This window comes from Streptomyces sp. NPDC032091, assembly GCF_055580265.1.
Map to the genome: position 1 here is coordinate 1 of NZ_JBVILR010000042.1, position 20,653 is coordinate 20,653.

The window sequence follows — 20,653 nt, forward strand, 5'->3', positions numbered from 1 at the left end:
GTACGTCCAGTACGGCGGCGCCCCGCCAAGGCGGCGATGCACGGCACCGGACGACGCGGGCTTGACCGGCAAGATCCGAAAGAGACGACCTAGTCGGTGCCGGACTCCATCGCGGCGCGGTCCAGCAGCAGCTCGTCCGCGGAGACCTCGCCGCGGGAGGCGATGGCCTCGGCGCCGCCCTCCGGCATCTCCGGCATGGTGCCGATCAGGCCGGTCGCGGCCGCCTGGGCGGCGCCGACGGCGGGGCTGCCGCTGCCGATCAGGCCGAGGACGGCGTACTGCTCCAGCTTGGCGCGGGAGTCGGCGATGTCGAGGTTGCGCATGGTGAGCTGGCCGATGCGGTCCACCGGGCCGAAGGCCGAGTCCTCGGTGCGCTCCATGGACAGCTTGTCCGGGTGGTAACTGAAGGCCGGGCCCTGGGTGTCGAGGATCGAGTAGTCCTCGCCGCGCCGCAGCCGCAGGGTGACCTCGCCGGTGACGGCCGCGCCGACCCAGCGCTGGAGGGACTCGCGGACCATCAGGGCCTGCGGGTCCAGCCAGCGGCCCTCGTACATCAGCCGGCCGAGACGGCGGCCCTCGTTGTGGTACTGGGCGAGGGTGTCCTCGTTGTGGATGGCGTTGACCAGGCGCTCGTACGCGGCGTGCAGCAGGGCCATGCCGGGCGCCTCGTAGATGCCGCGGCTCTTCGCCTCGATGATCCGGTTCTCGATCTGGTCCGACATGCCCATGCCGTGCCGGCCGCCGATGGCGTTGGCCTCCATGACCAGGTCGACGGCGGAGGCGAACTGCTTGCCGTTGATCGTAACGGGCCGGCCCTGCTCGAAGCCGATGGTCACGTCCTCGGCGTCGATCTCGACCGAGGGGTCCCAGAACCGGACGCCCATGATCGGGTCGACGGTCTCGACGCCGGTGTCCAGGTGCTCCAGGGTCTTGGCCTCGTGGGTGGCGCCCCAGATGTTGGCGTCGGTGGAGTACGCCTTCTCCGTGCTGTCCCGGTAGGGGAGGCCGTGGGCCAGCAGCCACTCCGACATCTCCTTGCGGCCGCCGAGCTCGGTGACGAAGTCGGCGTCGAGCCAGGGCTTGTAGATCCGCAGGTGCGGGTTGGCGAGCAGGCCGTAGCGGTAGAACCGCTCGATGTCGTTGCCCTTGAAGGTCGAGCCGTCGCCCCAGATCTGGACGTCGTCCTCCAGCATCGCCCGGACCAGCAGGGTGCCGGTGACCGCGCGGCCGAGCGGGGTGGTGTTGAAGTAGGCGCGCCCGCCGGAGCGGATGTGGAACGCACCGCAGGTCAGTGCGGCCAGGCCCTCCTCGACCAGCGCCGCGCGGCAGTCGACCAGGCGCGCGACCTCGGCGCCGTAGGCCTGGGCGCGCCCGGGCACCGAGGCGATGTCGGGCTCGTCGTACTGGCCGATGTCGGCGGTGTAGGTGCAAGGGACGGCGCCCTTGTCGCGCATCCACGCGACCGCGACGGAGGTGTCGAGTCCGCCGGAGAAGGCGATGCCGACGCGCTCGCCGACGGGAAGGGAGGTGAGGACCTTAGACATGGGATGAGTATGCAGAACGATGCATGTTCATGCAAGTGGAGGAGGGATTCCGGCACGAACGGCGTTAACGGCGTTAACGCCGTTAATGCGTTCCATGATCGGCAAGGCCCCGCTCAGGCCCGCGGGCGGAAGCGGTTGATCGCCTCCAGGTGCTTCGCGCGCAGCTCGTGATCCCGTACGCCCAGACCCTCCTCGGGGGCGAGCGCGAGGACGCCGACCTTGCCCTGGTGCAGGTTGCGGTGCACGTCGTACGCGGCCTGGCCGGTCTCCTCCAGCGGGTAGACCTTCGAGAGGGTGGGGTGGATCCTGCCCTTGACGATCAGGCGGTTGGCCTCCCAGGCCTCGCGGTAGTTCGCGAAGTGCGAGCCGATGATCCGCTTCAGCGACATCCACAGGTAGCGGTTGTCGTACTCGTGCCGGAAGCCGGAGGTGGAGGCGCAGGTGACGACCGTGCCGCCCTTGCGGGTGACGTACACGCTCGCGCCGAAGGTCTCGCGGCCCGGGTGCTCGAAGACGATGTCCACGTCCTCGCCGCCGGTCAGCTCGCGGATGCGCTTGCCGAAGCGCTTCCACTCGCGCGGGTCCTGGGTCTGCTCGTCCTTCCAGAACCGGTAGTCCTCGGCGCTGCGGTCGATGACCGCCTCCGCGCCCATCGCCCGGCAGATCTCCGCCTTCTCCGGGGACGACACCACGCACACCGGGTTCGCGCCGCCCGCCAGCGCCAGCTGCGTCGCGTACGAGCCGAGGCCGCCGCTCGCCCCCCAGATCAGGACGTTGTCGCCCTGCTTCATCCCGGCGCCGTTGCGGGAGACCAGCTGGCGGTAGGCGGTGGAGTTCACCAGCCCCGGGGAGGCCGCCTCCTCCCAGGTCAGGTGCTCGGGCTTGGGCATGAGCTGGTTGGACTTGACGAGCGCGAGCTCCGCCAGCCCGCCGAAGTTGGTCTCGAAGCCCCAGATCCGCTGCTCCGGGTCGAGCATCGTGTCCCCGTGCCCGTCCGCGGACTCCAGCTCCACCGACAGGCAGTGCGCCACGACCCGGTCGCCGGCCTTCCAGCGGTTGACGCCGGGGCCGGTACGCAGCACCACGCCCGCCAGGTCCGAGCCCAGCACGTGGTACGGCAGGTCGTGGCGGCGGGTGAGCTCCGAGAGGCGGCCGTAGCGCTCCAGGAAGCCGAAGGTCGCCAGCGGCTCGAAGATCGAGCTCCAGACGGTGTTGTAGTTGATCGCGCTCGCCATCACCGCGACCAGCGCCTCGCCGGGACCCGGCTCCGGCGTCGGCACATCCTGCAGGTGCAGGGACTTGCGCGGGTCCTTCTGCGCCGAGGGCATCCCCGCGAACATGTCCGTCTCGTCCCGGCGCACCACGTTGCCGCGGTACGACTCCGGCAACGCCAGCGCGGCGAAGTCGGCCGGTGCCGTGTCCTCGGAGAGCAGGGCCTTGACGATCTCGTCCACGTGAGTTCCCTTGCGACGGAGCGGATGCGGCGGGGCCGGGCGTGCGGGCCCCGGCGCGCGTGCAGGCAGGCTCCGCCCCCGCGGTCGAAGGCCGCCGGAGGAACGCTCGAAGGCCACGGGATCGAGTCCCCTTCGAAGCGGCCTCAACCGGAGGTGCGGACCGTGATGCGTCGGGATCAGGGTCAGCCCGATCAGGAGGACGCGCCGTGCCGATCTACAGCCTCAGCCGCAGTCGCCCGCAACCGCTCCGCCGCAGGGAACTCCCCCTCGACGGACTGCTGCGCCGGGCCGCGGAACGCGACCCCGCCGCCTGCGCGGTCCGCACCCCCCACGGCACGCGGACCTTCGCCGAGCTCGACGCCCGGGCCGACCGCTACGCCGCCTACCTGGAGCACGTCCTCGGCCGGCGCGGGGCCCGCGTCGGGGTCGCCAACACCCTCGACGACGAGTTCGCCGCCGCCTACTACGGCACCGTCCGCAGCGGCAACACCGTCGTGCTGCTCAACCCCCTGGTCCGGGCGGCCGGACTGCGCCGCATGTGCGAGGTGGCCGGGGTGGAGATCGCCTTCCTGCCCACCGCCGCCGCCGAGCAGCTCGTCAAGACCGCCGACCGGCTGCCGCTGCTGCGCGAGATCGTCGTCACCGACGCCCCCGACGGGATCGTGCCCGCCGACGCCCTGCCGCTGGCCGTGGCCCTGGACGGCGCCCCGCGCACCGGACCGCGCCGGCCGGACGCCCCCGCCGACCCCCACGCCGTGGTGTGCGTGCAGTTCACCACCGGGACGACCGGCCGGCCCAAGGGCGTCCTGCTGACCCACCGCAACCTGCTCGCCAACGCCGCCCAGACGGCGGCCGCCCACCGGCTCGACTCCGGCTCGGTCACCCTCAACCACCTGCCGCTCTACCAGCCGATGCACCTCAACTCGGCCGTCCTCGCCGGCGCCTGCCAGGTGCTGTGCCCCGCCCCGCGCCCGGCCGCCGCCCTCGCCCTGGCCGCCCGCACCGGCGCCACCCACCTCTACAGCCTGCCCGCCCGGCTGCACCAGCTCGCCGCCGACCTGCGCCACGCCGACCTCCCCGGCGCGGGGGACCTCCCCGGCGCCGTGGACCTCCCCGGCTTCCCGCTCCCCTCCCGGGCCGACCTCGACCGGCTCACCGCCGTCCTCTCCGGCGGCAGCGCCCTCGCCCCCGCCGACGCCCGGATGCTGTCCGAGCGGCTCGGCGTCCCCGTCCTCCAGGGCTACGGCCTCGTCGAATGCGCCCCCCTCACCCACTCCCAGCGCCCCGGCGAGGACACCGGCGGCTCCGGCTCCGTCGGCACCCCCGTCCCCGGCACCGCCTGCCGCGTCGTCCACCCCGTCACCGGCGTCCCGCTCGGCCCCGGCGAGACCGGCGAGGTCCAGCTGAGCGGACCCCAGCTGATGGCCGGCTACCTCGGCGAGAGCGGGCCGCCCACCGGGGAGGACGGCTGGTTCTCCACCCAGGACGTCGGCCGCATCGGCCCGGACGGGCAGCTCTACCTCGTCGACCGGCTCGACGACGTCTTCTCGTACGACGGCGAACTCGTCTCGCCGACCGCCGTCGAATCCGTCCTCGCCGCCGACCCCCGGGTCGCCGACTGCGTCGTCGTCGGCTGGCCCGACCCGGTCCACGGAGCCGTCGTCTGGCTCGGGCTCGTCCTGCACCACCCGGCCGCGCCCGGCCTCCTCGACGTCCTCGACTCGATCGTGGAGACCGCCAACGAGCAGCTCGGCCCGCACGAGCAGATCCGCCGGGTCGAGGTCCTCGGCGCCGTCCCCCGCACCCCCGCCGGCAAGCCCGAACGGCGCGCCCTGCGCCGCGAGCTGTGCCACCGGGCGCGGGCCGAAGCCTCGCTCTGACCCCCCGACCGGGCTCCGTCCGGCCCCGGACGGGCCCGGACGGACCCACGAGGGCTCGTCGACGGCCCGTGCAGCCGGGATCCAGGGGCCTTCGAGCGCAGCTCCGCCGGCCCGCGCGAAGTTGGTGGGCCGAGGCAGAGAGGTGTGAGCCGATGTCAGGTGAGCGTGTGCAGCACACGTCGTACTCGGTGGACGTGGCCGCCCCCGCGGGCGTGGTCTACGCGCTGCTCGCGGACACGACCCAGTGGCCGCTGTTCGTCCCGCCCAGCATCCACGTGGAGCGGCTGGACTTCGACGGGACCCGCGACCGCTTCGGGATGTGGGCCACCGCCGGCGGGACCGTCACGTCCTGGGTGTCCCGGCGCTCCCTGGACGCCGCGCGGCGGACCATCGACTTCCACCACGAGGTCCCCGCACCCCCGGCCACCGCCATGGGCGGGCGCTGGGAGGTCGCCGAACTGGCCGGCGGACGCGCCCGCCTGACCCTGCACCACCGGTTCGCGGCGGCCGCGGGGGACGCGGCCGGCGCCCGGTGGCTCGCCGAGGCCACCGACGCCAACAGCCACGCCGAACTGGAACAGCTCAAGCGGACCGCCGAGCAGTGGACCGCCCTGGACGGCCTCCTGCTGTCCTTCGAGGACTCCGTACGCGTCCAGGGACCCCCCGAGCTCGTCTACGACTTCCTGTACCGGGCCGCGGACTGGCCCGCGCACCTGCCCGAGATCACCCGCGCACAGGTGACCGAAGACCGCACGGGCGTCCAGCTGCTGGCCATGGACACGGTCGCCGCCGACGGCACCACCGAGACCAGCGAGTCCGTACGCGTCTGCCTCCCGCACGCCGGACGGATCGTCCACAAGCGCACCCGCACCCCCCGGCTGCTCGCCGCGCACACCGGCGAATGGTCGGTGGACCCGGACGAGACCGGGGTCACCGCCGTCGCCGCCCACCGCGTCCTGCTGCGCCCCGAGGACATCGAGCCGGTCCTCGGCCCCGGCGCCGACCTCGCCCAGGCCCGCGACCACGTACGCCGCAGCCTGGGCGGAGCCTCCACCCGCGTCCTGCACCTCGCCCGACGGCACGCCGAGACGGCCGTCCCGACCCTGAGCGCGAGGCGGTGACCCGCCGCCCCGGCGACGGCCCGCGCCCGGCCCCGGCGCCCCGGACCCTCGCCGCACCCCGTGCCCCCGCCGCACCCCGGCCGCGGAACCACCCCGCCGCCCCGCTCCAGATCGACGTCCTGCTGGACGGCCTCACCCACCCGGGCCGGGGCCTGCACACCGGGCAGCTGCACTGGCGACAGCCCGGGCCGTTCGACGCCGAGCGGTTCACCCGGGCCTGGCGGGCCGTCACCGACCAGGAGGCGGTCCTGCGCACCGGGCTCGCCCCGGCCGCCTCCGGGACCGGGCCGCCCGGTGTCGCCGTCCACCCGGCCGCCGGCCCGCTGATCGTCCGCCACCCCGAGGGCGGCACCGACTGGGAGGCCCTGCTCGCCGCCGAGCGGATGCGCGAGTTCGACCTGACCCGGCCCGACCCGCTGCGCATCGCCGTCCTGGACGGGCCCGGCGGATCGGCCCGGATCCTGCTCACCTACCACCGGGCGTTCCTCGACCCCGTCAGCGCCGCGCACCTCGTCGACGCCTTCCACCGCGCCCACGCCGCCGACGGCCGCCCCCGCGGCGGCGAACGCCGGCCCGACCTGCGCGACCACCTCCAGTGGATCGGCTCCCGGGACCGCGCCCCCGCCCGCGCCTTCTGGGCGGACGCCGCCCCGCCCGCCGGCTCCGCCACCCTCCCGGCCGGCGACCGCGGCCGCCCCACGCACCAGCGCGGGCACGGCCGGACCCGCCGGCGGCTCACCCCGGCCGAAGCGGCCCGGCTGCGCGCCTGGGCCGCCGCCCGGGGCGCCGCCGAGAGCACCGCCCTCCAGGCCGTGTGGGCCCTGCTGCTGTACCGCGCGCACGGCGGGCCCGGCTCCGCCCTGCCGGTGGCCTTCGCCGCCGCCGTGTCCGGCCGGGGCATCCCGCTCGACGGGGCCGGCCGGCTGCCCGGTCCCCTGCTGGGGGCGCTCCCCGTGGCCGTGGAGGTCCGGCCCGGCGCCACCCTGTCCGCGCTGCTCGCCGACCTCACCGGCCGGGCCGTCGACCTCGCCGCGTACGAGTGGGTCTCGGCCGGGGAGGTCCACCGCTGGTCGGGCCGCGACCCGTACGAACCGCTCACCGAGTCGGTGCTGGAGTTCCTCCCGCCACAGGAGCCCCGCCCGCCCGCGGGGCCCGCGTCCGCGGCGGCGCCGCTCGGGGAGCCCTCGCCTTCGCCGGAGCCGTCCGCGCCGTCCCCGTTCGAGGCGGTGTCGGGTACGGGCGCCGAGGCGCTCGGGGCGCTCGGGGCGGACGGCGGGTCCGGTGGCGGGCCGGTGGAGGACTGGGAGGCCTACACCGCGACGCCGCTCGCGCTGACCGCCCGTCACGACGCCCGCGGCGGGCTGCTGCTGACGCTCGTCCACGACCGGACCCGGATCGCCGACGCGGACGCCGACGAGATCCTCTGGCAGACCGTCCGCCTGCTGCGCGGCCTCCCGGCCGAGGCCGGCCCCGGCGCCACCGTCGCCGAGGCGCTGCGCCTGCTCGACGGGAGCCCCCTGCCCCTGGCGGCCCCGCGCCCCCACCCCGCGCCCCGCACCCTGCGCGCGGCCGCCACCCCCGGCAGCGGGCTGGTCTGCCTGCTGCGGCCGCCCGGCGCCCCCGAGGACTGCTACGACGGCCTCGCGCGCGGCCGGCGCGGCCCCCGGGCCCTGCTGTCCGTGGCCCCCGGGGCCACGGCCGCCCTCACCGCGCTGGCCCCCGCGCTGGCCGCCGGGGTACCCGTCGTGCTCGGCGGGTACCCGGAGGTGGAGGGCCTCGCGCACGAGGTCGCACGGCGGGTCGCCGCCCACGGCTGGAGCCGGCCGCCGGTCGCGGTCGCCGCCACCGGCCGCGACCTCGCCGGCGCCCTGACCGCCGCCGGACGCAAGAGGATCCAGCCGGATTCGAGCGGTTCCTGACCGAGTTCCGAGCGCGGGCGCGGACGGTGGGAAGGCCCTGCCGCCCGCCGGACGCAGCGCAGAGGGGAGCAGACCCGTGCCGACACCCGACCTTCCGGACCTGCCGCGACTGCCGCACCTGCCCCTGGACGGGCTGCTGCGCCGTGCGGCCCTGCGCGCCCCCGGAGCCCCCGCGCTGGTCGTCGGCGCGCGGACGTCCACCTTCGGCGAGCTCGACGCCCGCGTCGACCGGATCGCCGCCTACCTGGAGTGCTCGGTGGGCCGGCGCGGGGCCCGCGTCGCCGTCGTGAACACCCTCGACGCCGAGTTCGCCGCCGCCTACTACGCCACCGTCCGCAGCGGGAACACCGTCGTCGTCCTCAACCCGCTGCTCTCGCCCGCCCGGACGGCGAAGGTGCTCGCCGCGGCCGGCGCCGAGCTGGCCTTCGCGCCGCGGGCCGTCGCCGAGACGCTGTGCGCGCTGCCCGACCGGCCCGAGAGCCTGTCCCTGATCCTCGTCACCGGGACCGAGGACGGCGCGGACCTGTGCGGCGCCGCCGTCCCCCTGGACCTCGTCCTCGACGCCGTCGCACCGGCCGCCGGCTCCACCGCCCCCCGCCCGGCCGTCACCGTCGACCTCGACGCCGAAGCCTGCGTACAGTTCACGACGGGCACCACCGCGAGCCCCAAGGGCGTCCGGCTGACCCACCGCAACCTGGTCGCCAACGCCGTCCAGACGGCCCTCGCCCACCGCCTCGGCGAGGACTCCACCACCCTCAACCACCTGCCGCTGTACCAGCCGATGCACCTCAACTCGGCCGTCTACGCGGGTGCCTGCCAGGTGCTGTGCCCCGACCCCGACCCGCTCGCCTCCTTCGCCCTCGCCGAACGGGCCGGCGCCACCCACTACTACGCCCTGCCCGCCCGCCTCCACCGGCTGGCCGCCGACGAACGGTTCCGCGCCGGCGGGCGCCTGCCGGGCCTGCCCGCCGGCCCCCGGCTGACCGCCGTCCTGTCGGGCGGCAGCGCCCTGGACCCGGCCGCCGCCCGCGCCCTCGCCGAGCGGCTCGGCGTCCCCGTCGTCCAGGGCTACGGCATGACCGAGCTCTCCCCGCTCACCCACTGCCAGCGCCCCGACGGCACCACCGGCACCGGCTCGGTCGGCGCCCCCGTGCCCGGCACCGCCTGCCGCGTCGTCCACCCCGACACCGGCGCCCCCCTGGCCCCCGGCGAGAGCGGCGAGGTCCAGGTCCGCGGCCCCCAGCTGATGGCCGGCTACCTCGGCCGGGACGAGCCCCCCGCCGGCCCCGACGGCTGGTTCTCCACCGGCGACGTCGGCCGCATCGGCCCCGGCGGGGAGCTCTTCCTCGTCGACCGGCTCGGGGACGTCTTCCTCCACGACGGGGAACTCGTCTCGCCCAGCGCCGTCGAACGGATCCTCGGCTGCGACCCCCGGGTCGCCGAGTGCGCGGTCGTCGGCTGGCCCGACGCCGTGCACGGCGCCGTCACCTGGGCCGGCATCGTCCTGCGCGACCGGGACGCCGCCGGCGCCGACCCCGCGCCCGTCCTGGCACAGATCGCCGCACGCGCCAACGAGCGCCTCGCCCCCTACGAGCGCATCCGGCGCGTCGAGGCCATCGACGCCGTCCCGCGCACCCCCGTCGGCAAACCGGTACGCGGCGTGCTGCGCCGCGGCATCCGCACCCGCGCGGCCGCCGAGGCGGCCGTCTGACCGCCCCCACCCCTCCCAGGACCGACCCACGAAGGAGCGCCCGTCATGGTGACCTACGTCAACAAGCTGAACGTCCACGGCGACCTCGTCCGCTTCCTCGACGCCAAGAGCCGCCTGACCCGCTTCGTCAGCGCCCAGCCCGGATGCGTCAGCCACCAGACCCTGCGCCTGGTCGGCACCGCCAACTTCTTCGTGGAACTCTCCGTCTGGGAGGACACCGCGGCGCACCGCGCCGCCGTGTCCAGCGAGGGCTTCCGCGAGCTGGCCCGGGAGCTCGCCGTCCTCGCCACCCGCGAGCAGGGCCTGTACGAGGCGCTCCCCGAGGCCCCCGCCACCGCCGCCTGACCGGGGATCGAGCCGTGTTCGAGCCGGACTCCAGTCCGGCGGGACACCGTCGAGACCGCACCGACCGCACGACCAGGAGCATGTCCATGCGAATGTCCTCACCCACCGCGTCCCGGGTGCACTCCCAGCTCACGCTGGACGAGGTCACCAAACGCTATGACGACCACGTCGTGCTGGACCGGGTGTCGCTGACGGTCAAACCCGGTGAGAAGGCGGGCGTCATCGGCGACAACGGCTCGGGCAAGTCCACGCTCCTGCGGCTGATCGCCGGCGTGGAGGCCGCCGACAACGGCGACCTGACCGTCACCGCGCCCGGCGGCGTCGGCCACCTCCCGCAGCGCCTGGAACTGCCCGCCGGTGCCACCGTCCGCGACGTGCTGGACCAGGCGTTCGCGGACCTGCGGGACGTCGAGCGCCGCCTGCACGCGGCGGAGGACGCCCTCGTCGACGACGACCCGCGGCTCCTGGAGGAATACGGCGACCTGCTCGCCGAGTTCGAGGCGCGCGGCGGCTACGAGGCCGACGCCCGCGCCGACGCAGCCCTGCACGGCCTGGGCCTGCCCCACCTGGACCGGGACCGGGCCGTCGACACCCTGTCCGGCGGCGAGCGCTCCCGCCTCGCCCTGGCCGCCACCCTGGCCGCCGCCCCCGAACTGCTGCTCCTCGACGAGCCGACCAACGACCTGGACGACCAGGCCGTCGACTGGCTGGAGAAGCGGCTCCAGGACCACCGGGGGACCGTCGTCGTCATCACCCACGACCGGGCCTTCCTGGAGGCGGTGACCTCCACCATCCTGGAGGTCGACCCCGACACCCACACCGTCAACCGGTACGGCAACGGCTACCAGGGCTACCTCACCGCCAAGGCCGCCGCCCGCGCCCGCTGGGAGCAGGAGTACGAGGACCACCTCCAGGAGATCGCCCGCCAGGAGAAGCTCGCCGAGAACGCCGGCCGGATGCTGGCAGCCATCGCCAAGAAGGGCCCCTGGGCCTTCAGCGGCTCCGAGCACCACCGGGCCCGCTCCTCCTCCTCGGCCACCTCGGGCAAGGCCCGCAACGCCAACGAGCGACTGCGCAGGCTGCGCGAGAACCCCGTCCCGCCGCCGCCCGAGCCGCTGCGTTTCACCGCCTCCCTGGCCCTCGGCGAGGACCCCGCCCCCGAGCAGGAGCAGGGACCGCTGACCGAGCTCGCGGACGTCGAGGTGGCCGGCCGGCTGAAGATCGGCGCCCTGTCGATCGCGCCGGGCGAACGGCTGCTGATCACCGGGCCCAACGGGGCCGGCAAGAGCACCCTGCTGCGCGTCCTGGCCGGGGACATCGAACCCGACCGGGGCACCGTGCGCCGGGCCGCGCACATCGGCTGGCTGCGCCAGGACGAGATGCCCAAGCACCCCCGCCGCTCGGTCCTCGCCGAGTTCGCGGAGGGCCGCCCCGGCCACCCCGACGAGTACGCCGAACAGCTGCTGTCCCTGGGCCTGTTCCGCGCGCCGGAGCTGGAACTGCCGGTGGGCTCCCTGTCGGTGGGCCAGCGCCGCCGCATCGACGTGGCCCGCCTGGTGACCCGCCCGGTGGACCTGCTGCTGCTGGACGAGCCGACGAACCACCTGTCGCCGCTGCTGGTGGAGGAGATGGAGGAGGCCCTGGCCCAGTACACGGGCGCGGTGGTCACCGTCACCCACGACCGCCGCATGCGCCGCGGCTTCCAGGGCTCCCACCTGGAACTGGAGGGCGGTCTCGCCCTCACGCGCTGACGCGCAGGGCCGCCTCCCGGATCTCGTCCAGTAGTTCCGCCTGTCGGGTCGACTCCGTGTCGAGCAGGGGCAGGGCCGGGTGGTTCGGGGTTCGGGAGGCGGTCGCGGTCGTGAAGAAGGTGAGGACGGCCTCGAAGTGGTCCTCGGCGGGGACGCGCAGCTCCGTGGTCTCCGTGCCGGTGCGCAGGAGGACGACGGGGGAGTGGTCGGGCGCCGTCGTGTAGACGTGCTCGACGGACAGGGTGCCGGCGCTGCCCTGGACCTCGTACCAGGAGCGGTAGTGGTGCTCCATCCCCCACCGCACCTGGGCGGTGGCCCCGTCGGGTGCGGACAGCAGGGCGGAGCCCGACAGGTCGACGCCGTGACGGTCGTCGTGGCGGAGCACCGCGCCGGCCACCCTCAGGTCCGTGCCGAGCAGGCGCAGGGCGGCGCGCAGCGGGTAGACCCCGTTGTCGAGGAGGGCGCCGCCGCCCAGGGCCGGGTCGTAGCGGGTGTCGCCGTCGGGGCGGGGCGGGATGGTGAACGCGGCGGACACCGCGCGGACGGTGCCGAGGACGCCCGAGCCGAGCAGCCCGGCCACCGTCCGCTGGGCGGCGTGGTGGAGGAACATGAAGTTCTCCAGCAGCACCAGCCCCCGCCGCGCGGCGAGCGCGAACAGCCGCCGCGCGTCAGCCCCGTTCGTCGCCAGGGGCTTCTCCACGAGGACGTGCTTGCCCGCCTCCAGTGCCCGCTCCGCCCACGCGGCGTGCAGCATCGTCGGCAGGCACAGGTAGACGGCCTCGACGTCCGGGCGGGCCAGCAGCTCCTCGTACGAGGCGGCGGGCTCCCCGCCGAAGCGGGCCGCGTACGCCGCCGCCCGCGCGGGGTCCCGGGCCGCGACGGCGGCGAGGACCGCGCCGGGGGTACGGGCCAGGGCGGGCAGGGTGCGGCGGGCGGCGATGTCGCCGCAGCCGAGCAGGCCGAGGCGCAGGGGGGCGGGCATGGACGTCCTCGGGGGTGCGGAGTACGGGGTGCGGAGTGCGGGCCGGGGTGTTCAGTACAGGGTGTGGGCGCAGACGACGAGCGTGCGCAGCTCGACGTCCAAGTGGTTGCCGTACGCCAGCAGTTCGGTGAGCTGGGAGAAGGTCAGCCAGGCGAAGTCCTCGGGGACGTCCTCGGCGAAGTCCTCGCCGGCCTCGACGATCACGTACCGGTTCTCGGCGTGGTGGAAGCGCCCGCCCTCCTCGGACTGCACCGCGTCGTAGCGGACCCGTCCGGCGGGCGCCGCCAGGACGTCCGCGAGGAACGGCGGGAACGGTTCGCGGCCCGGCCCGGTGTGGTCGGCCGGCCGGCAGTGCACGGTCGGGGCGAGTTCGGCGACGTTGAGGTGGCCGACGTCCACGCGGGCCTGGACGAGGGCGTGCAGGACGCCGCCGACGGGCTTGACCACCAGCGCCATCAGCCCGGGCACCTGCGGCTGGATCAGCGGCTGGCTCCAGGACGCCACCTCGCGGTTGGCGGCGCGGACGTCGGCGCCGATGACCCGGAAGCGGCGGCCGCCGGTGTGGCCGATCTCCCGCGCGGTGCGCAGCCAGCCGTCCTCGGCCACCTCGTCCAGCGGAACGCGCCGCTGGACCAGCTCCCGGCGGGCGCGGATCCCCGTCAGCCAGCTGAGGATCTCCGCGGTGGTGTGCCGGGCGGGCGCCGACGGGTCGTGGAAGGAGCGCAGCACCGGCGTGGCGGCGGGGCCGTCCCCGTCCGAGGCGCCGGCGGTCGGCAGGCAGGCGAGGATCGAACGGGTGTCCATGTTGACCACGTTGTCCAGGCGCAGCAGCCGCAGCAGCTGGCCGAGGGTCAGCCAGCGGAAGTCCGGGCCGGCCTCGATGTCCTCGTCGACCTCGACGACCATGTTGCGGTTGCGTTTGGCGAGGAACCAGTCGGCCTGCTCGGACTGGAGGGCGTCGACGAGCACCCGGGCCCGCCCGCGCTCCAGGAACAGGTCCAGGTACGGGATCCCGCGCCCCCGGTGCACCCCGGTGAAATTGCTGCGGGTGGCCTGCACGGTCGGGGAGAGCTGGAGCGTGTTGACGTTGCCCGGCTCCATCTTGGCCTGCATCAGGAAGTGGAGCACCCCGTCGATCTCCCGCGCGACGATGCCCAGCAGGCCGATCTCCGGCTGCACGATGATCGGCTGCTTCCAGCCCCGTGCGGGCAGGCCGTCGGCGTGCACGTGGAGGCCCTCCACGGAGAAGAACCGGCCCGACTCGTGCCGCAGGTTGCCGGTCCCCTCCTCGAAGTACCAGCCGCGCAGCTCGTCGAACGGGACCGGAGTCACCCGGAAGTCGCCCGCCCGGGCCTGCCGGGCCAGCCAGCCCGGCACCCCGTCGACGGGCGTGGCCGCGCTGTCGGGCGTACGGGCCGACCGCAGCACGCGGCCGGCGGTCTCCGCCCGGTCGGCGGCGACGGCCGTCCGGGGTACGGCGGTGGTCTCAGAGCGCATCGGCCAGGGCCCCTTCGATGACGGCGCGGACCTCGTCCGGGCGCTCGTTGAGGAAGAAGTGACCGCCGGGCAGCACGCACATCGCGAACGGCCCCGCCGTCACCTCCGACCAGCGGCAGGCGTCCCGTACGGGTACGTTCGGGTCGCGGTCGCCGGTCAGTACCGTCACCGGCGTCCGCAGGGCCTCCCCCGGCCGGTACCGGTAGGCGTCGGCCAGCTCGTAGTCGCCGCGCAGGACGGGCAGCACCATCCGCAGCAGCTCCTCGTCCCGCAGCACCGCCGGCTCGGTGCCCTGGAGGCGGGCGATCATCGAGATCAGCGCGTGGTCGTCCAGCGGGTGCCCGGTGTCGCGGCGCGGCACCGTCGGCGCCCGGCGGCCCGAGAGGAACAGGTGGACGGGCCGCTCCCCGAGCTCGGTGAGCCGGCGGGCCGTCTCGAAGGCGAGGGTGGCGCCCAGGCTGTGCCCGAACAGGGCGAACGGCCGGCCGGTCCACTGCCGCAGCTCCGGCAACAGCGCCTCCACGAGCTCCTCGACGCTCCGGGCGAAGGGCTCCGTCCGGCGCTCCTGACGGCCCGGGTACTGCACGGCCAGCACCTCGACGCCCAGCGGCGCGAGGGAGGAGGCGAGGGTGAGGAAGGAGCCGGCCGAGCCGCCGGCGTGGGGGAAGCACACCAGCCGCACGGCCGCGGCCTGGAGCGGGCGGAAGCGGCGCAGCCACGCGTCACGGACGGGGGCCGGGGCGCGTGTGGCGGTGGGCGTGGTCACGGGCGGATCAGCTCCTCGGGCGGGTCTGGCGTCAGGAGAGCGGCGCGGTGCGCGGGCGCGGCGGCGCGCAGGGGGTGTGGCGGGGCAGCCGGCCGGACGCCAGGACCTCGGCGAGCGAGGGCGCCGCCGCGTCCTTCGGGGAGCGGATGGGCGGCCCGGTCAGCCCCCACGGCAGGGCCAGTTCGGGGTCCAGCGCGTCGAGGTCGACCATCGCCCCCGGCACGTACTCGGCGGACAGCAGATAGGTGACGCAGGAGCCGTCCTCCAGCGCGAGGAAGGCGTGCCCGATGCTGCCGGGCAGGTACAGGGAGACGCCCTCCCCGGCGTCGAGCCGGGTCATCGCGTACCGGCCGAAGGTGGGGGAACCCACCCGCAGGTCGACCATGAAGTCGAGGACCGCGCCGCGCACGCAGGTGACCAGCTTGCTCGCGTCACCGGGCACGTCCCCGACGTGGATGCCGCGCAGGGTGCCCCGGCGGGAGACCGAGCTGTTGACCTGGCGGACGGTGAACGGCAGCCCCGTCTCCTCGGTCAGCCGGCTGTACCGGGCCGTCTCGTAGAAGTGGCCGCGCTCGTCCTCGTACCGCTGCGGGAAGATCCGGTACGCGCCGGGCAGCTCCGTCTCAACGACACGCACCGGCGCCACCTCCGCCCGTCCCGGCGGGCGCGGGGGCGGCGGCCGCCTTCAGCGGCTCCCACCAGGCGCGGTTCTCCCGGTACCAGGCGACCGTGTCGGCCAGCCCCCGCTCGAAGGGTACGCGCGGGGCGTACCCGAGCTCGGCGGAGATCTTCGCGATGTCCACCGAGTAGCGGCGGTCGTGGCCGGCCCGGTCCGCGACCCGCCGTACGGCCGAGGCGTCCCGCCCGCACAGCTCCAGCAGCCGCCCGGTCAGCTCGGCGTTGGTCAGCTCGGTGCCGCCGCCGATGTTGTACACCTCGCCCGGCCGCCCCTTCGCCGCGACCAGCGCGATGCCCCGGCAGTGGTCGTCGACGTGCAGCCAGTCGCGGCTGTTGCCGCCGTCCCCGTACAGCGGGACGCCGAGGCCGTCGACCAGGTTGGTGGTGAACAGCGGGACCACCTTCTCCGGGAACTGGTACGGCCCGTAGTTGTTGGAGCAGCGCGTCACGCACACCTCCAGCCCGTGCGTACGGTGGAAGGCCAGCGCCAGCAGGTCCGAGGACGCCTTGGACGCCGCGTACGGGGAGTTCGGCCGCAGCGGGTGCTCCTCGGGCCAGGAGCCTTCGGGGATCGACCCGTACACCTCGTCCGTCGACACGTGCACGAACCGGCCGACGCCCGCCTCGACGGCGGCCTGGAGCAGCGTCTGCGTGCCGAGCACATTGGTCCGCACGAACGCCGACGCGTCGGCGATCGACCGGTCCACGTGTGACTCGGCGGCGAAGTGCACCACCAGGCCGGTGCCCGCCATCAGCTCCGCGACCAGCGCGGCGTCGCAGATGTCGCCGTGGACGAACTCCAGCCGCGGATGCCCGGCCACCGGGTCCAGATTGGCGGGGTTCCCCGCGTAGGTGAGGGCGTCCAGCACCACCACCTCGCCCTCGCCGAGGTCCGGATAGGCGCCGGACAGCAGCTCTCTGACGAAGTGCGAGCCGATGAAGCCCGCACCTCCGGTCACCAGGACGCGCATCGCGAAGGGGCCTTTCTGGAAAATGAACGGGACGGTTGCTCAGGCGGCCGACGTGTCGGCCCGCTCGCCGCGCGCGGCCCGGCCGGCGAGCTGGCGCACGTAGTTGCCGTAGCTGGAGTCGCCCAGCTCGCGGCCGAGCGCGAAGCACTGCTCGTGGCTGATGAACCCCATCCGCAGGGCGATCTCCTCCACGCAGGCGATCCGCTCGCCCTGCCGCTGCTCCAGCAGCTGCACGTACTGGCCGGCCTGGAGCAGCGAGTCGTGCGTGCCCATGTCCAGCCAGGCGAAGCCGCGCCCCAGCTCGTTGAGGCGGGCCCGGCCCTGCGCCAGGTACACCCGGTTGACGTCGGTGATCTCCAGCTCGCCGCGCGGCGACGGGGTCAGCCCCTTGGCGATCTCCACGACGTCGTTGCCGTACAGGTACAGGCCCGTCACCGCCAGGTTGGAGCGGGGCACCGCCGGCTTCTCGACGAGCGAGACCAGCCGCCCCTCGGAGTCCAGTTCGCCCACGCCGTAGCGCTCGGGGTCCTGCACGGGGTAGCCGAACAGCTCCGCGCCGTCCAGGCGGCGGGCCGCCTGCTGGATCAGGGTGGAGAAACCGGGGCCGTGGAAGACGTTGTCACCGAGGATCAGCGCCACCGGGCTGTCGCCGATGTGCTCCTCGCCGATGAGGAACGCCTCGGCGATCCCGCGCGGCTCGTCCTGCTCCGCGTACGTCAGCTCCAGGCCCAGCTGGGAGCCGTCGCCGAGGAGCGAACGGAACATCTCCAGGTGGTTCTTGGCCGAGATGATCTGGATCTCCCGGATCCCGGCCAGCATCAGCACCGACAGCGGGTAGTAGATCATCGGCTTGTCGTAGACCGGCAGGAGCTGCTTGGACAGCGTCCCGGTCAGCGGGCGGAGCCGGGTACCGCTGCCGCCCGCGAGGACGATGCCCTTGAGCGGGCGGCGGGACCCGTGGGCGCCGAGCGCGGCGACGCCCGGAAGGGCCGGAACCTCAATCATGACTGCTCTCCGTGGCGTCACGGACCGCCGAGATGACGGTCTCCACATCGTTCGCGGTCAGCTGCGGCCCCATGGGCAGGCTCAGCACCTCGGCGGCCAGCCGCTCGGAGAGGGGCAGCGGGCCGTGCGCCGCACCGGCGTAGGCGGGGGACCGGTGGACGGCCACCGGGTAGTGGACCAGGTTCTCCACCCCGGCGTCCGTGAGCGCGGCGCGCAGCCGGTCCCGGCCGGCGCAGCGGATCACGTACTGGTGCCACACCGGCTCCGCCCAGGGCCGTACTCCGGGCACGGTGATCCCCGGCAGGCCGGCGAGGCCCTCGGCGTAGGCGCCGGCGACGGCGCGGCGGCGGGCGTTCCAGGCGTCGAGCCGGGTCAGCTTGACCCGCAGGGCCGCCGCCTGGATCTCGTCGAGCCGGGAGTTGGTGCCCTGCTCCTCGTGCCGGTACTTCACCCGGGAGCCGTAGTTGCGCAGCAGCCGGATCCGCTCCGCGAGCCCCGCGTCCGAGGTGACCACCGCTCCGGCGTCGCCCAGGGCGCCCAGGTTCTTGCCCGGGTAGAAACTGAAGGCCGCCGCGTACCGGGAGCCGATGCGCCGGCCCCGGTACCGGGCCCCGTGCGCCTGGGCGGCGTCCTCGACGACCGCGATGCCCCGGGGGGCGGTCACGGCGTCCAGCGCGTCCAGGTCCACGGGGTGCCCGTAGGTGTGCACCGGCATGACCGCCCGGGTCCGCGGGGTGATCGCGGCCGCCACCCGGGCCGGGTCGAGCAGGTACGAGTCCGGCTCCGGCTCCACCGGCACCGGGCGCGCGCCCGTCGCGGACACCGCGAGCCAGGTCGCGACGAAGGTGTGCCCGGGGACGATCACCTCGTCGCCCTCGCCGACGCCCAGCGCGCGCAGCGTCAGCTCCAGGGCGTCCAGCCCGCTGCCGACCCCGACGCAGTGGCCGCCCCCGCAGTAGCGGGCGAACTCGTCCTCGAAGGCCTCCAGTTCGGGCCCCAACAGGTAGCGGCCGGAGCGCGTCACCCGCAGCACCGCCGCGTCGAGCTCCTCCTGGAGGCCGTCCAGGGCGTGCAGGTCCCGCAGGTCGTGGAAGGGCACGCGGACCGCGGTGGTGGCCGTCACAGCCGCCACCCCTTCCGCGCGTCGGCCAGGAACTCGTCGTAGTCGCGGTAGTAGTCCGCCTCGTCGTAGTGCAGCGACGCCAGGACGAGGCTGACCGCGCCCTCGGAGAAGTTGCTCAGGTCCCGCCACACCATCGGCCCGACGTACAGGCCCCGGCCGGCGTCGCTCAGCTCGTACTCGGCCTGGTTGACCCCGTCGTCCACGGTGATCGTGAAGCTCCCGTGCACGGCGATGATCAGCTGCTCCAGCGCCCGGTGGGCGTGGCCGCCGCGGGACGATCCGACATCCAGGTCGTGCAGGTAGTACACCCGTCTGATCGGGAACCCCGCCGTCCATCCGGACTCGACGACGGACAGCTTGCCGCGCTCGTCGTTGTGCTGCTCCAAGTCGATGAAGGCGCAGGGTTTGACCCTGCCGACCTTCGTTTCCGTGGTGATGCCCACCGCCATACGATCGCGCTCCCTGGTTGCCCTGGTACGAACCGTCCCGCCCCGGCTACGGCCTCAGCTCCCGTCCCGGCCGGCGGCCGGGCGGACGACGGAGACCGGCAGATGACGGGCGGTCAGCTGGTCGGCCTCGTAGAACTCCGCCTTGTCGTGGTGGACCGTGAACGACTCGAAGGCGTCGAAGACCAGGTTCAGGAACACCTTCGCCTCGATCCGGGCCAGGAACGCCCCGAGGCAGTGGTGGATGCCGTGGCCGAACGCCATGTGCTTGTTCGCGGACCGGTGCACGTCGAAGGTGTCGGGGTCCGGGAACTGCGTCTCGTCGCGGTTGGCGGACGCGCTCCACGCCGTCACCATCTGGCCGGCCTTCATCGGCACGCCCAGGATGTCGGTGTCCTGCGTCAGCAGCCGGAAGATGTTGTTGAACGGGCTGCGGTAGCGCAGCGTCTCCTCCACCGCCGCCGGGATCAGCGACCGGTCGGCGCGCAGCTCCGCCTGCGCCTCCGGGTGCTCGTCCAGCACGATGAACAGGTTGCTCAGCAGGGTGGCGCTGGAGATGTGGCCCGCCGTCAGCAGCAGCGCCACGATGTTGACGATCTCCTCGTCCGTGAGCCGGCGGCCCTCCACCTCGGACTCGATGAGCCCGCTCATCAGGTCGTCCGTCGGCTCCGCCCGCTTCTCCGCGATCTTCGCGTACAGGTACGCCGCCCACTCCTTGATGGCCGGGCCCATCGTCTCCGCGAAGTCGTCCGGGAGGTTCGGGTACTCCATGCCCTCGTTGTTGAGGATGACGTCGACCCACTCGCGGAACAGGTCCTGGTCGGCGGCGGGCACGCCCAGCAGCTCCGCGATCACCGTCACCGGCAGCGGGTACGCCAGGTCCGTGACCACGTCGATGTCGGTCCGGTCGCCCAGTCCGGCGAGGAGCTCCTTGGTGATCTCCTCGATGCGCGGCTCCAGCGCCGCCATCCTGCGCGGGGTGAACGCCTGGCCGACCAGCCGGCGCAGCGGACCGTGCTTCGGCGGGTCGATGCCGCCGAAGGTGCCCGGACCCATCAGCAGCGCCAGCTCCTCCGGCACCGGGAAGACCGGCGAGAAGTCCGAGGAGAAGACGAGGGGGTTGGTGGAGACGGTGTTGTAGTCCTCGTACGAGAACACCTGCCAGGCGAAGCGCGTCGAGTCGTAGAAGACGGGCGCCTCGGCCCGGGCCTTCTTGAACCACTCCAGCAGCTGGGCGGCGTTCGCCTCCGCCGGCTGCGCCAGCGGGTGCGGGGGCTCCTCGGGGGCCTGCGCCCCGTCCTCGGCCACGGCCTCCAGGGCGGCGGCGTCCTCGGCCGCGACGGCCTCGGTGGTCTGTGTCGTCATGTCGGCTTTCCTCAGCTCGGTTTCGGCGGGGAGTCGGAGGGGGGCGGCGGGGCGGCGGGGGCGCCGGGGCCGGTGGGGGAGCGGCCCGGGTCAGG

Annotated in this window: 17 protein-coding genes; 6 read left to right on the plus strand and 11 right to left on the minus strand. The window is 74.5% G+C overall.

Annotated elements, in window-relative coordinates; translation table 11 throughout:
* Positions 1-89: 89 nt before the first annotated feature.
* Both argG and ccrA read right to left on the minus strand, forming a co-directional pair.
* Complete coding sequence (gene argG, locus ACZ5NJ_RS37125) at positions 90-1,544, minus strand: argininosuccinate synthase (RefSeq protein ID WP_468771117.1); 1,455 nt, start codon at positions 1,542-1,544, stop codon at positions 90-92.
* Positions 1,545-1,657: 113 nt separating this feature from the next.
* Positions 1,658-2,998 carry a crotonyl-CoA carboxylase/reductase gene (ccrA, locus tag ACZ5NJ_RS37130; RefSeq protein WP_468771119.1) on the minus strand — a complete coding sequence of 447 codons (1,341 nt, stop codon included), beginning with the start codon at positions 2,996-2,998 and terminating at the stop codon, positions 1,658-1,660.
* Positions 2,999-3,204: 206 nt separating this feature from the next.
* Here ccrA and ACZ5NJ_RS37135 point away from each other — a divergent pair, with 206 nt between their 5' ends.
* The 6 genes from ACZ5NJ_RS37135 (at position 3,205) to abc-f (ending at position 11,725) form a co-directional block, all read left to right on the plus strand.
* The gene (locus ACZ5NJ_RS37135; protein ID WP_468771121.1) at positions 3,205-4,878 is read left to right on the plus strand and encodes a class I adenylate-forming enzyme family protein; all 1,674 of its coding nucleotides are present in this window, start codon (positions 3,205-3,207) and stop codon (positions 4,876-4,878) included.
* A gap of 152 nt (positions 4,879-5,030) precedes the next feature.
* On the plus strand, positions 5,031-5,999 hold the full coding sequence (locus tag ACZ5NJ_RS37140) for an aromatase/cyclase (protein WP_468771122.1): 969 nt from the start codon (positions 5,031-5,033) through the stop codon (positions 5,997-5,999).
* Positions 5,996-7,918 (plus strand): condensation domain-containing protein, encoded by a 1,923-nt coding sequence (locus ACZ5NJ_RS37145; RefSeq protein WP_468771124.1) that lies wholly within the window; start codon positions 5,996-5,998, stop codon positions 7,916-7,918. The genes ACZ5NJ_RS37140 and ACZ5NJ_RS37145 overlap by 4 nt, the downstream gene beginning before the upstream one ends.
* Positions 7,919-7,994: 76 nt before the next feature.
* The gene (locus ACZ5NJ_RS37150) at positions 7,995-9,629 is read left to right on the plus strand and encodes a class I adenylate-forming enzyme family protein (protein ID WP_468771126.1); all 1,635 of its coding nucleotides are present in this window, start codon (positions 7,995-7,997) and stop codon (positions 9,627-9,629) included.
* Positions 9,630-9,674: 45 nt separating this feature from the next.
* Entirely contained in the window at positions 9,675-9,974 is a 300-nt protein-coding gene (locus tag ACZ5NJ_RS37155) for an antibiotic biosynthesis monooxygenase family protein (protein ID WP_042811379.1), read from the plus strand.
* Between the two features lie 92 nt (positions 9,975-10,066).
* Positions 10,067-11,725, plus strand: coding sequence for a ribosomal protection-like ABC-F family protein (gene abc-f / locus ACZ5NJ_RS37160; protein ID WP_468771175.1), 1,659 nt, complete (start codon positions 10,067-10,069; stop codon positions 11,723-11,725).
* Here the strand turns inward: abc-f and ACZ5NJ_RS37165 are convergent.
* From ACZ5NJ_RS37165 to ACZ5NJ_RS37205, 9 genes are read right to left on the minus strand one after another with little or no spacing between them, the layout of a single operon-like run.
* On the minus strand, positions 11,715-12,707 hold the full coding sequence (locus tag ACZ5NJ_RS37165; RefSeq protein ID WP_468771128.1) for a Gfo/Idh/MocA family protein: 993 nt from the start codon (positions 12,705-12,707) through the stop codon (positions 11,715-11,717). The two genes, abc-f and ACZ5NJ_RS37165, sit on opposite strands and share 11 nt — an antisense overlap.
* 51 nt (positions 12,708-12,758) lie before the next feature.
* Positions 12,759-14,204: an NDP-hexose 2,3-dehydratase family protein gene (locus ACZ5NJ_RS37170; RefSeq protein ID WP_468771129.1), complete on the minus strand. Its 1,446-nt coding sequence runs from the start codon at positions 14,202-14,204 to the stop codon at positions 12,759-12,761.
* Positions 14,194-14,970 (minus strand): thioesterase II family protein, encoded by a 777-nt coding sequence (locus ACZ5NJ_RS37175; protein WP_468771131.1) that lies wholly within the window; start codon positions 14,968-14,970, stop codon positions 14,194-14,196. Before ACZ5NJ_RS37175 ends, ACZ5NJ_RS37170 begins: the two co-directional genes overlap by 11 nt.
* Before the next feature lie 31 nt (positions 14,971-15,001).
* On the minus strand, positions 15,002-15,607 hold the full coding sequence (locus ACZ5NJ_RS37180) for a dTDP-4-dehydrorhamnose 3,5-epimerase family protein (RefSeq protein WP_468771133.1): 606 nt from the start codon (positions 15,605-15,607) through the stop codon (positions 15,002-15,004).
* Complete coding sequence (gene rfbB, locus ACZ5NJ_RS37185; protein ID WP_468771162.1) at positions 15,594-16,619, minus strand: dTDP-glucose 4,6-dehydratase; 1,026 nt, start codon at positions 16,617-16,619, stop codon at positions 15,594-15,596. Before rfbB ends, ACZ5NJ_RS37180 begins: the two co-directional genes overlap by 14 nt.
* A 39-nt stretch (positions 16,620-16,658) precedes the next feature.
* Positions 16,659-17,624: a glucose-1-phosphate thymidylyltransferase RfbA gene (gene rfbA / locus ACZ5NJ_RS37190; protein WP_468771163.1), complete on the minus strand. Its 966-nt coding sequence runs from the start codon at positions 17,622-17,624 to the stop codon at positions 16,659-16,661.
* Positions 17,617-18,747 (minus strand): DegT/DnrJ/EryC1/StrS family aminotransferase, encoded by a 1,131-nt coding sequence (locus tag ACZ5NJ_RS37195; protein ID WP_468771165.1) that lies wholly within the window; start codon positions 18,745-18,747, stop codon positions 17,617-17,619. The genes rfbA and ACZ5NJ_RS37195 overlap by 8 nt, the downstream gene beginning before the upstream one ends.
* Complete coding sequence (locus ACZ5NJ_RS37200; RefSeq protein ID WP_468771166.1) at positions 18,744-19,196, minus strand: sugar 3,4-ketoisomerase; 453 nt, start codon at positions 19,194-19,196, stop codon at positions 18,744-18,746. Before ACZ5NJ_RS37200 ends, ACZ5NJ_RS37195 begins: the two co-directional genes overlap by 4 nt.
* A 54-nt stretch (positions 19,197-19,250) precedes the next feature.
* On the minus strand, positions 19,251-20,558 hold the full coding sequence (locus ACZ5NJ_RS37205; protein WP_468771168.1) for a cytochrome P450: 1,308 nt from the start codon (positions 20,556-20,558) through the stop codon (positions 19,251-19,253).
* Between the last annotated feature and the right edge of the window lie 95 nt (positions 20,559-20,653).

What these genes read in the sequence shown, in the direction of transcription:
- ACZ5NJ_RS37155 (WP_042811379.1), top strand. Translation starts at nt 9,675, where the DNA reads ATGGTGACCTACGTCAACAAGCTGAACGTCCACGGCGACCTCGTCCGC.
- ACZ5NJ_RS37205 (WP_468771168.1), bottom strand. Translation starts at nt 20,558, where the DNA reads ATGACGACACAGACCACCGAGGCCGTCGCGGCCGAGGACGCCGCCGCC.
- rfbA (WP_468771163.1), bottom strand. Translation starts at nt 17,624, where the DNA reads ATGATTGAGGTTCCGGCCCTTCCGGGCGTCGCCGCGCTCGGCGCCCAC.
- ACZ5NJ_RS37140 (WP_468771122.1), top strand. Translation starts at nt 5,031, where the DNA reads ATGTCAGGTGAGCGTGTGCAGCACACGTCGTACTCGGTGGACGTGGCC.
- abc-f (WP_468771175.1), top strand. Translation starts at nt 10,067, where the DNA reads ATGTCCTCACCCACCGCGTCCCGGGTGCACTCCCAGCTCACGCTGGAC.
- ACZ5NJ_RS37165 (WP_468771128.1), bottom strand. Translation starts at nt 12,707, where the DNA reads ATGCCCGCCCCCCTGCGCCTCGGCCTGCTCGGCTGCGGCGACATCGCC.
- ACZ5NJ_RS37170 (WP_468771129.1), bottom strand. Translation starts at nt 14,204, where the DNA reads ATGCGCTCTGAGACCACCGCCGTACCCCGGACGGCCGTCGCCGCCGAC.
- rfbB (WP_468771162.1), bottom strand. Translation starts at nt 16,619, where the DNA reads ATGCGCGTCCTGGTGACCGGAGGTGCGGGCTTCATCGGCTCGCACTTC.
- argG (WP_468771117.1), bottom strand. Translation starts at nt 1,544, where the DNA reads ATGTCTAAGGTCCTCACCTCCCTTCCCGTCGGCGAGCGCGTCGGCATC.
- ACZ5NJ_RS37200 (WP_468771166.1), bottom strand. Translation starts at nt 19,196, where the DNA reads ATGGCGGTGGGCATCACCACGGAAACGAAGGTCGGCAGGGTCAAACCC.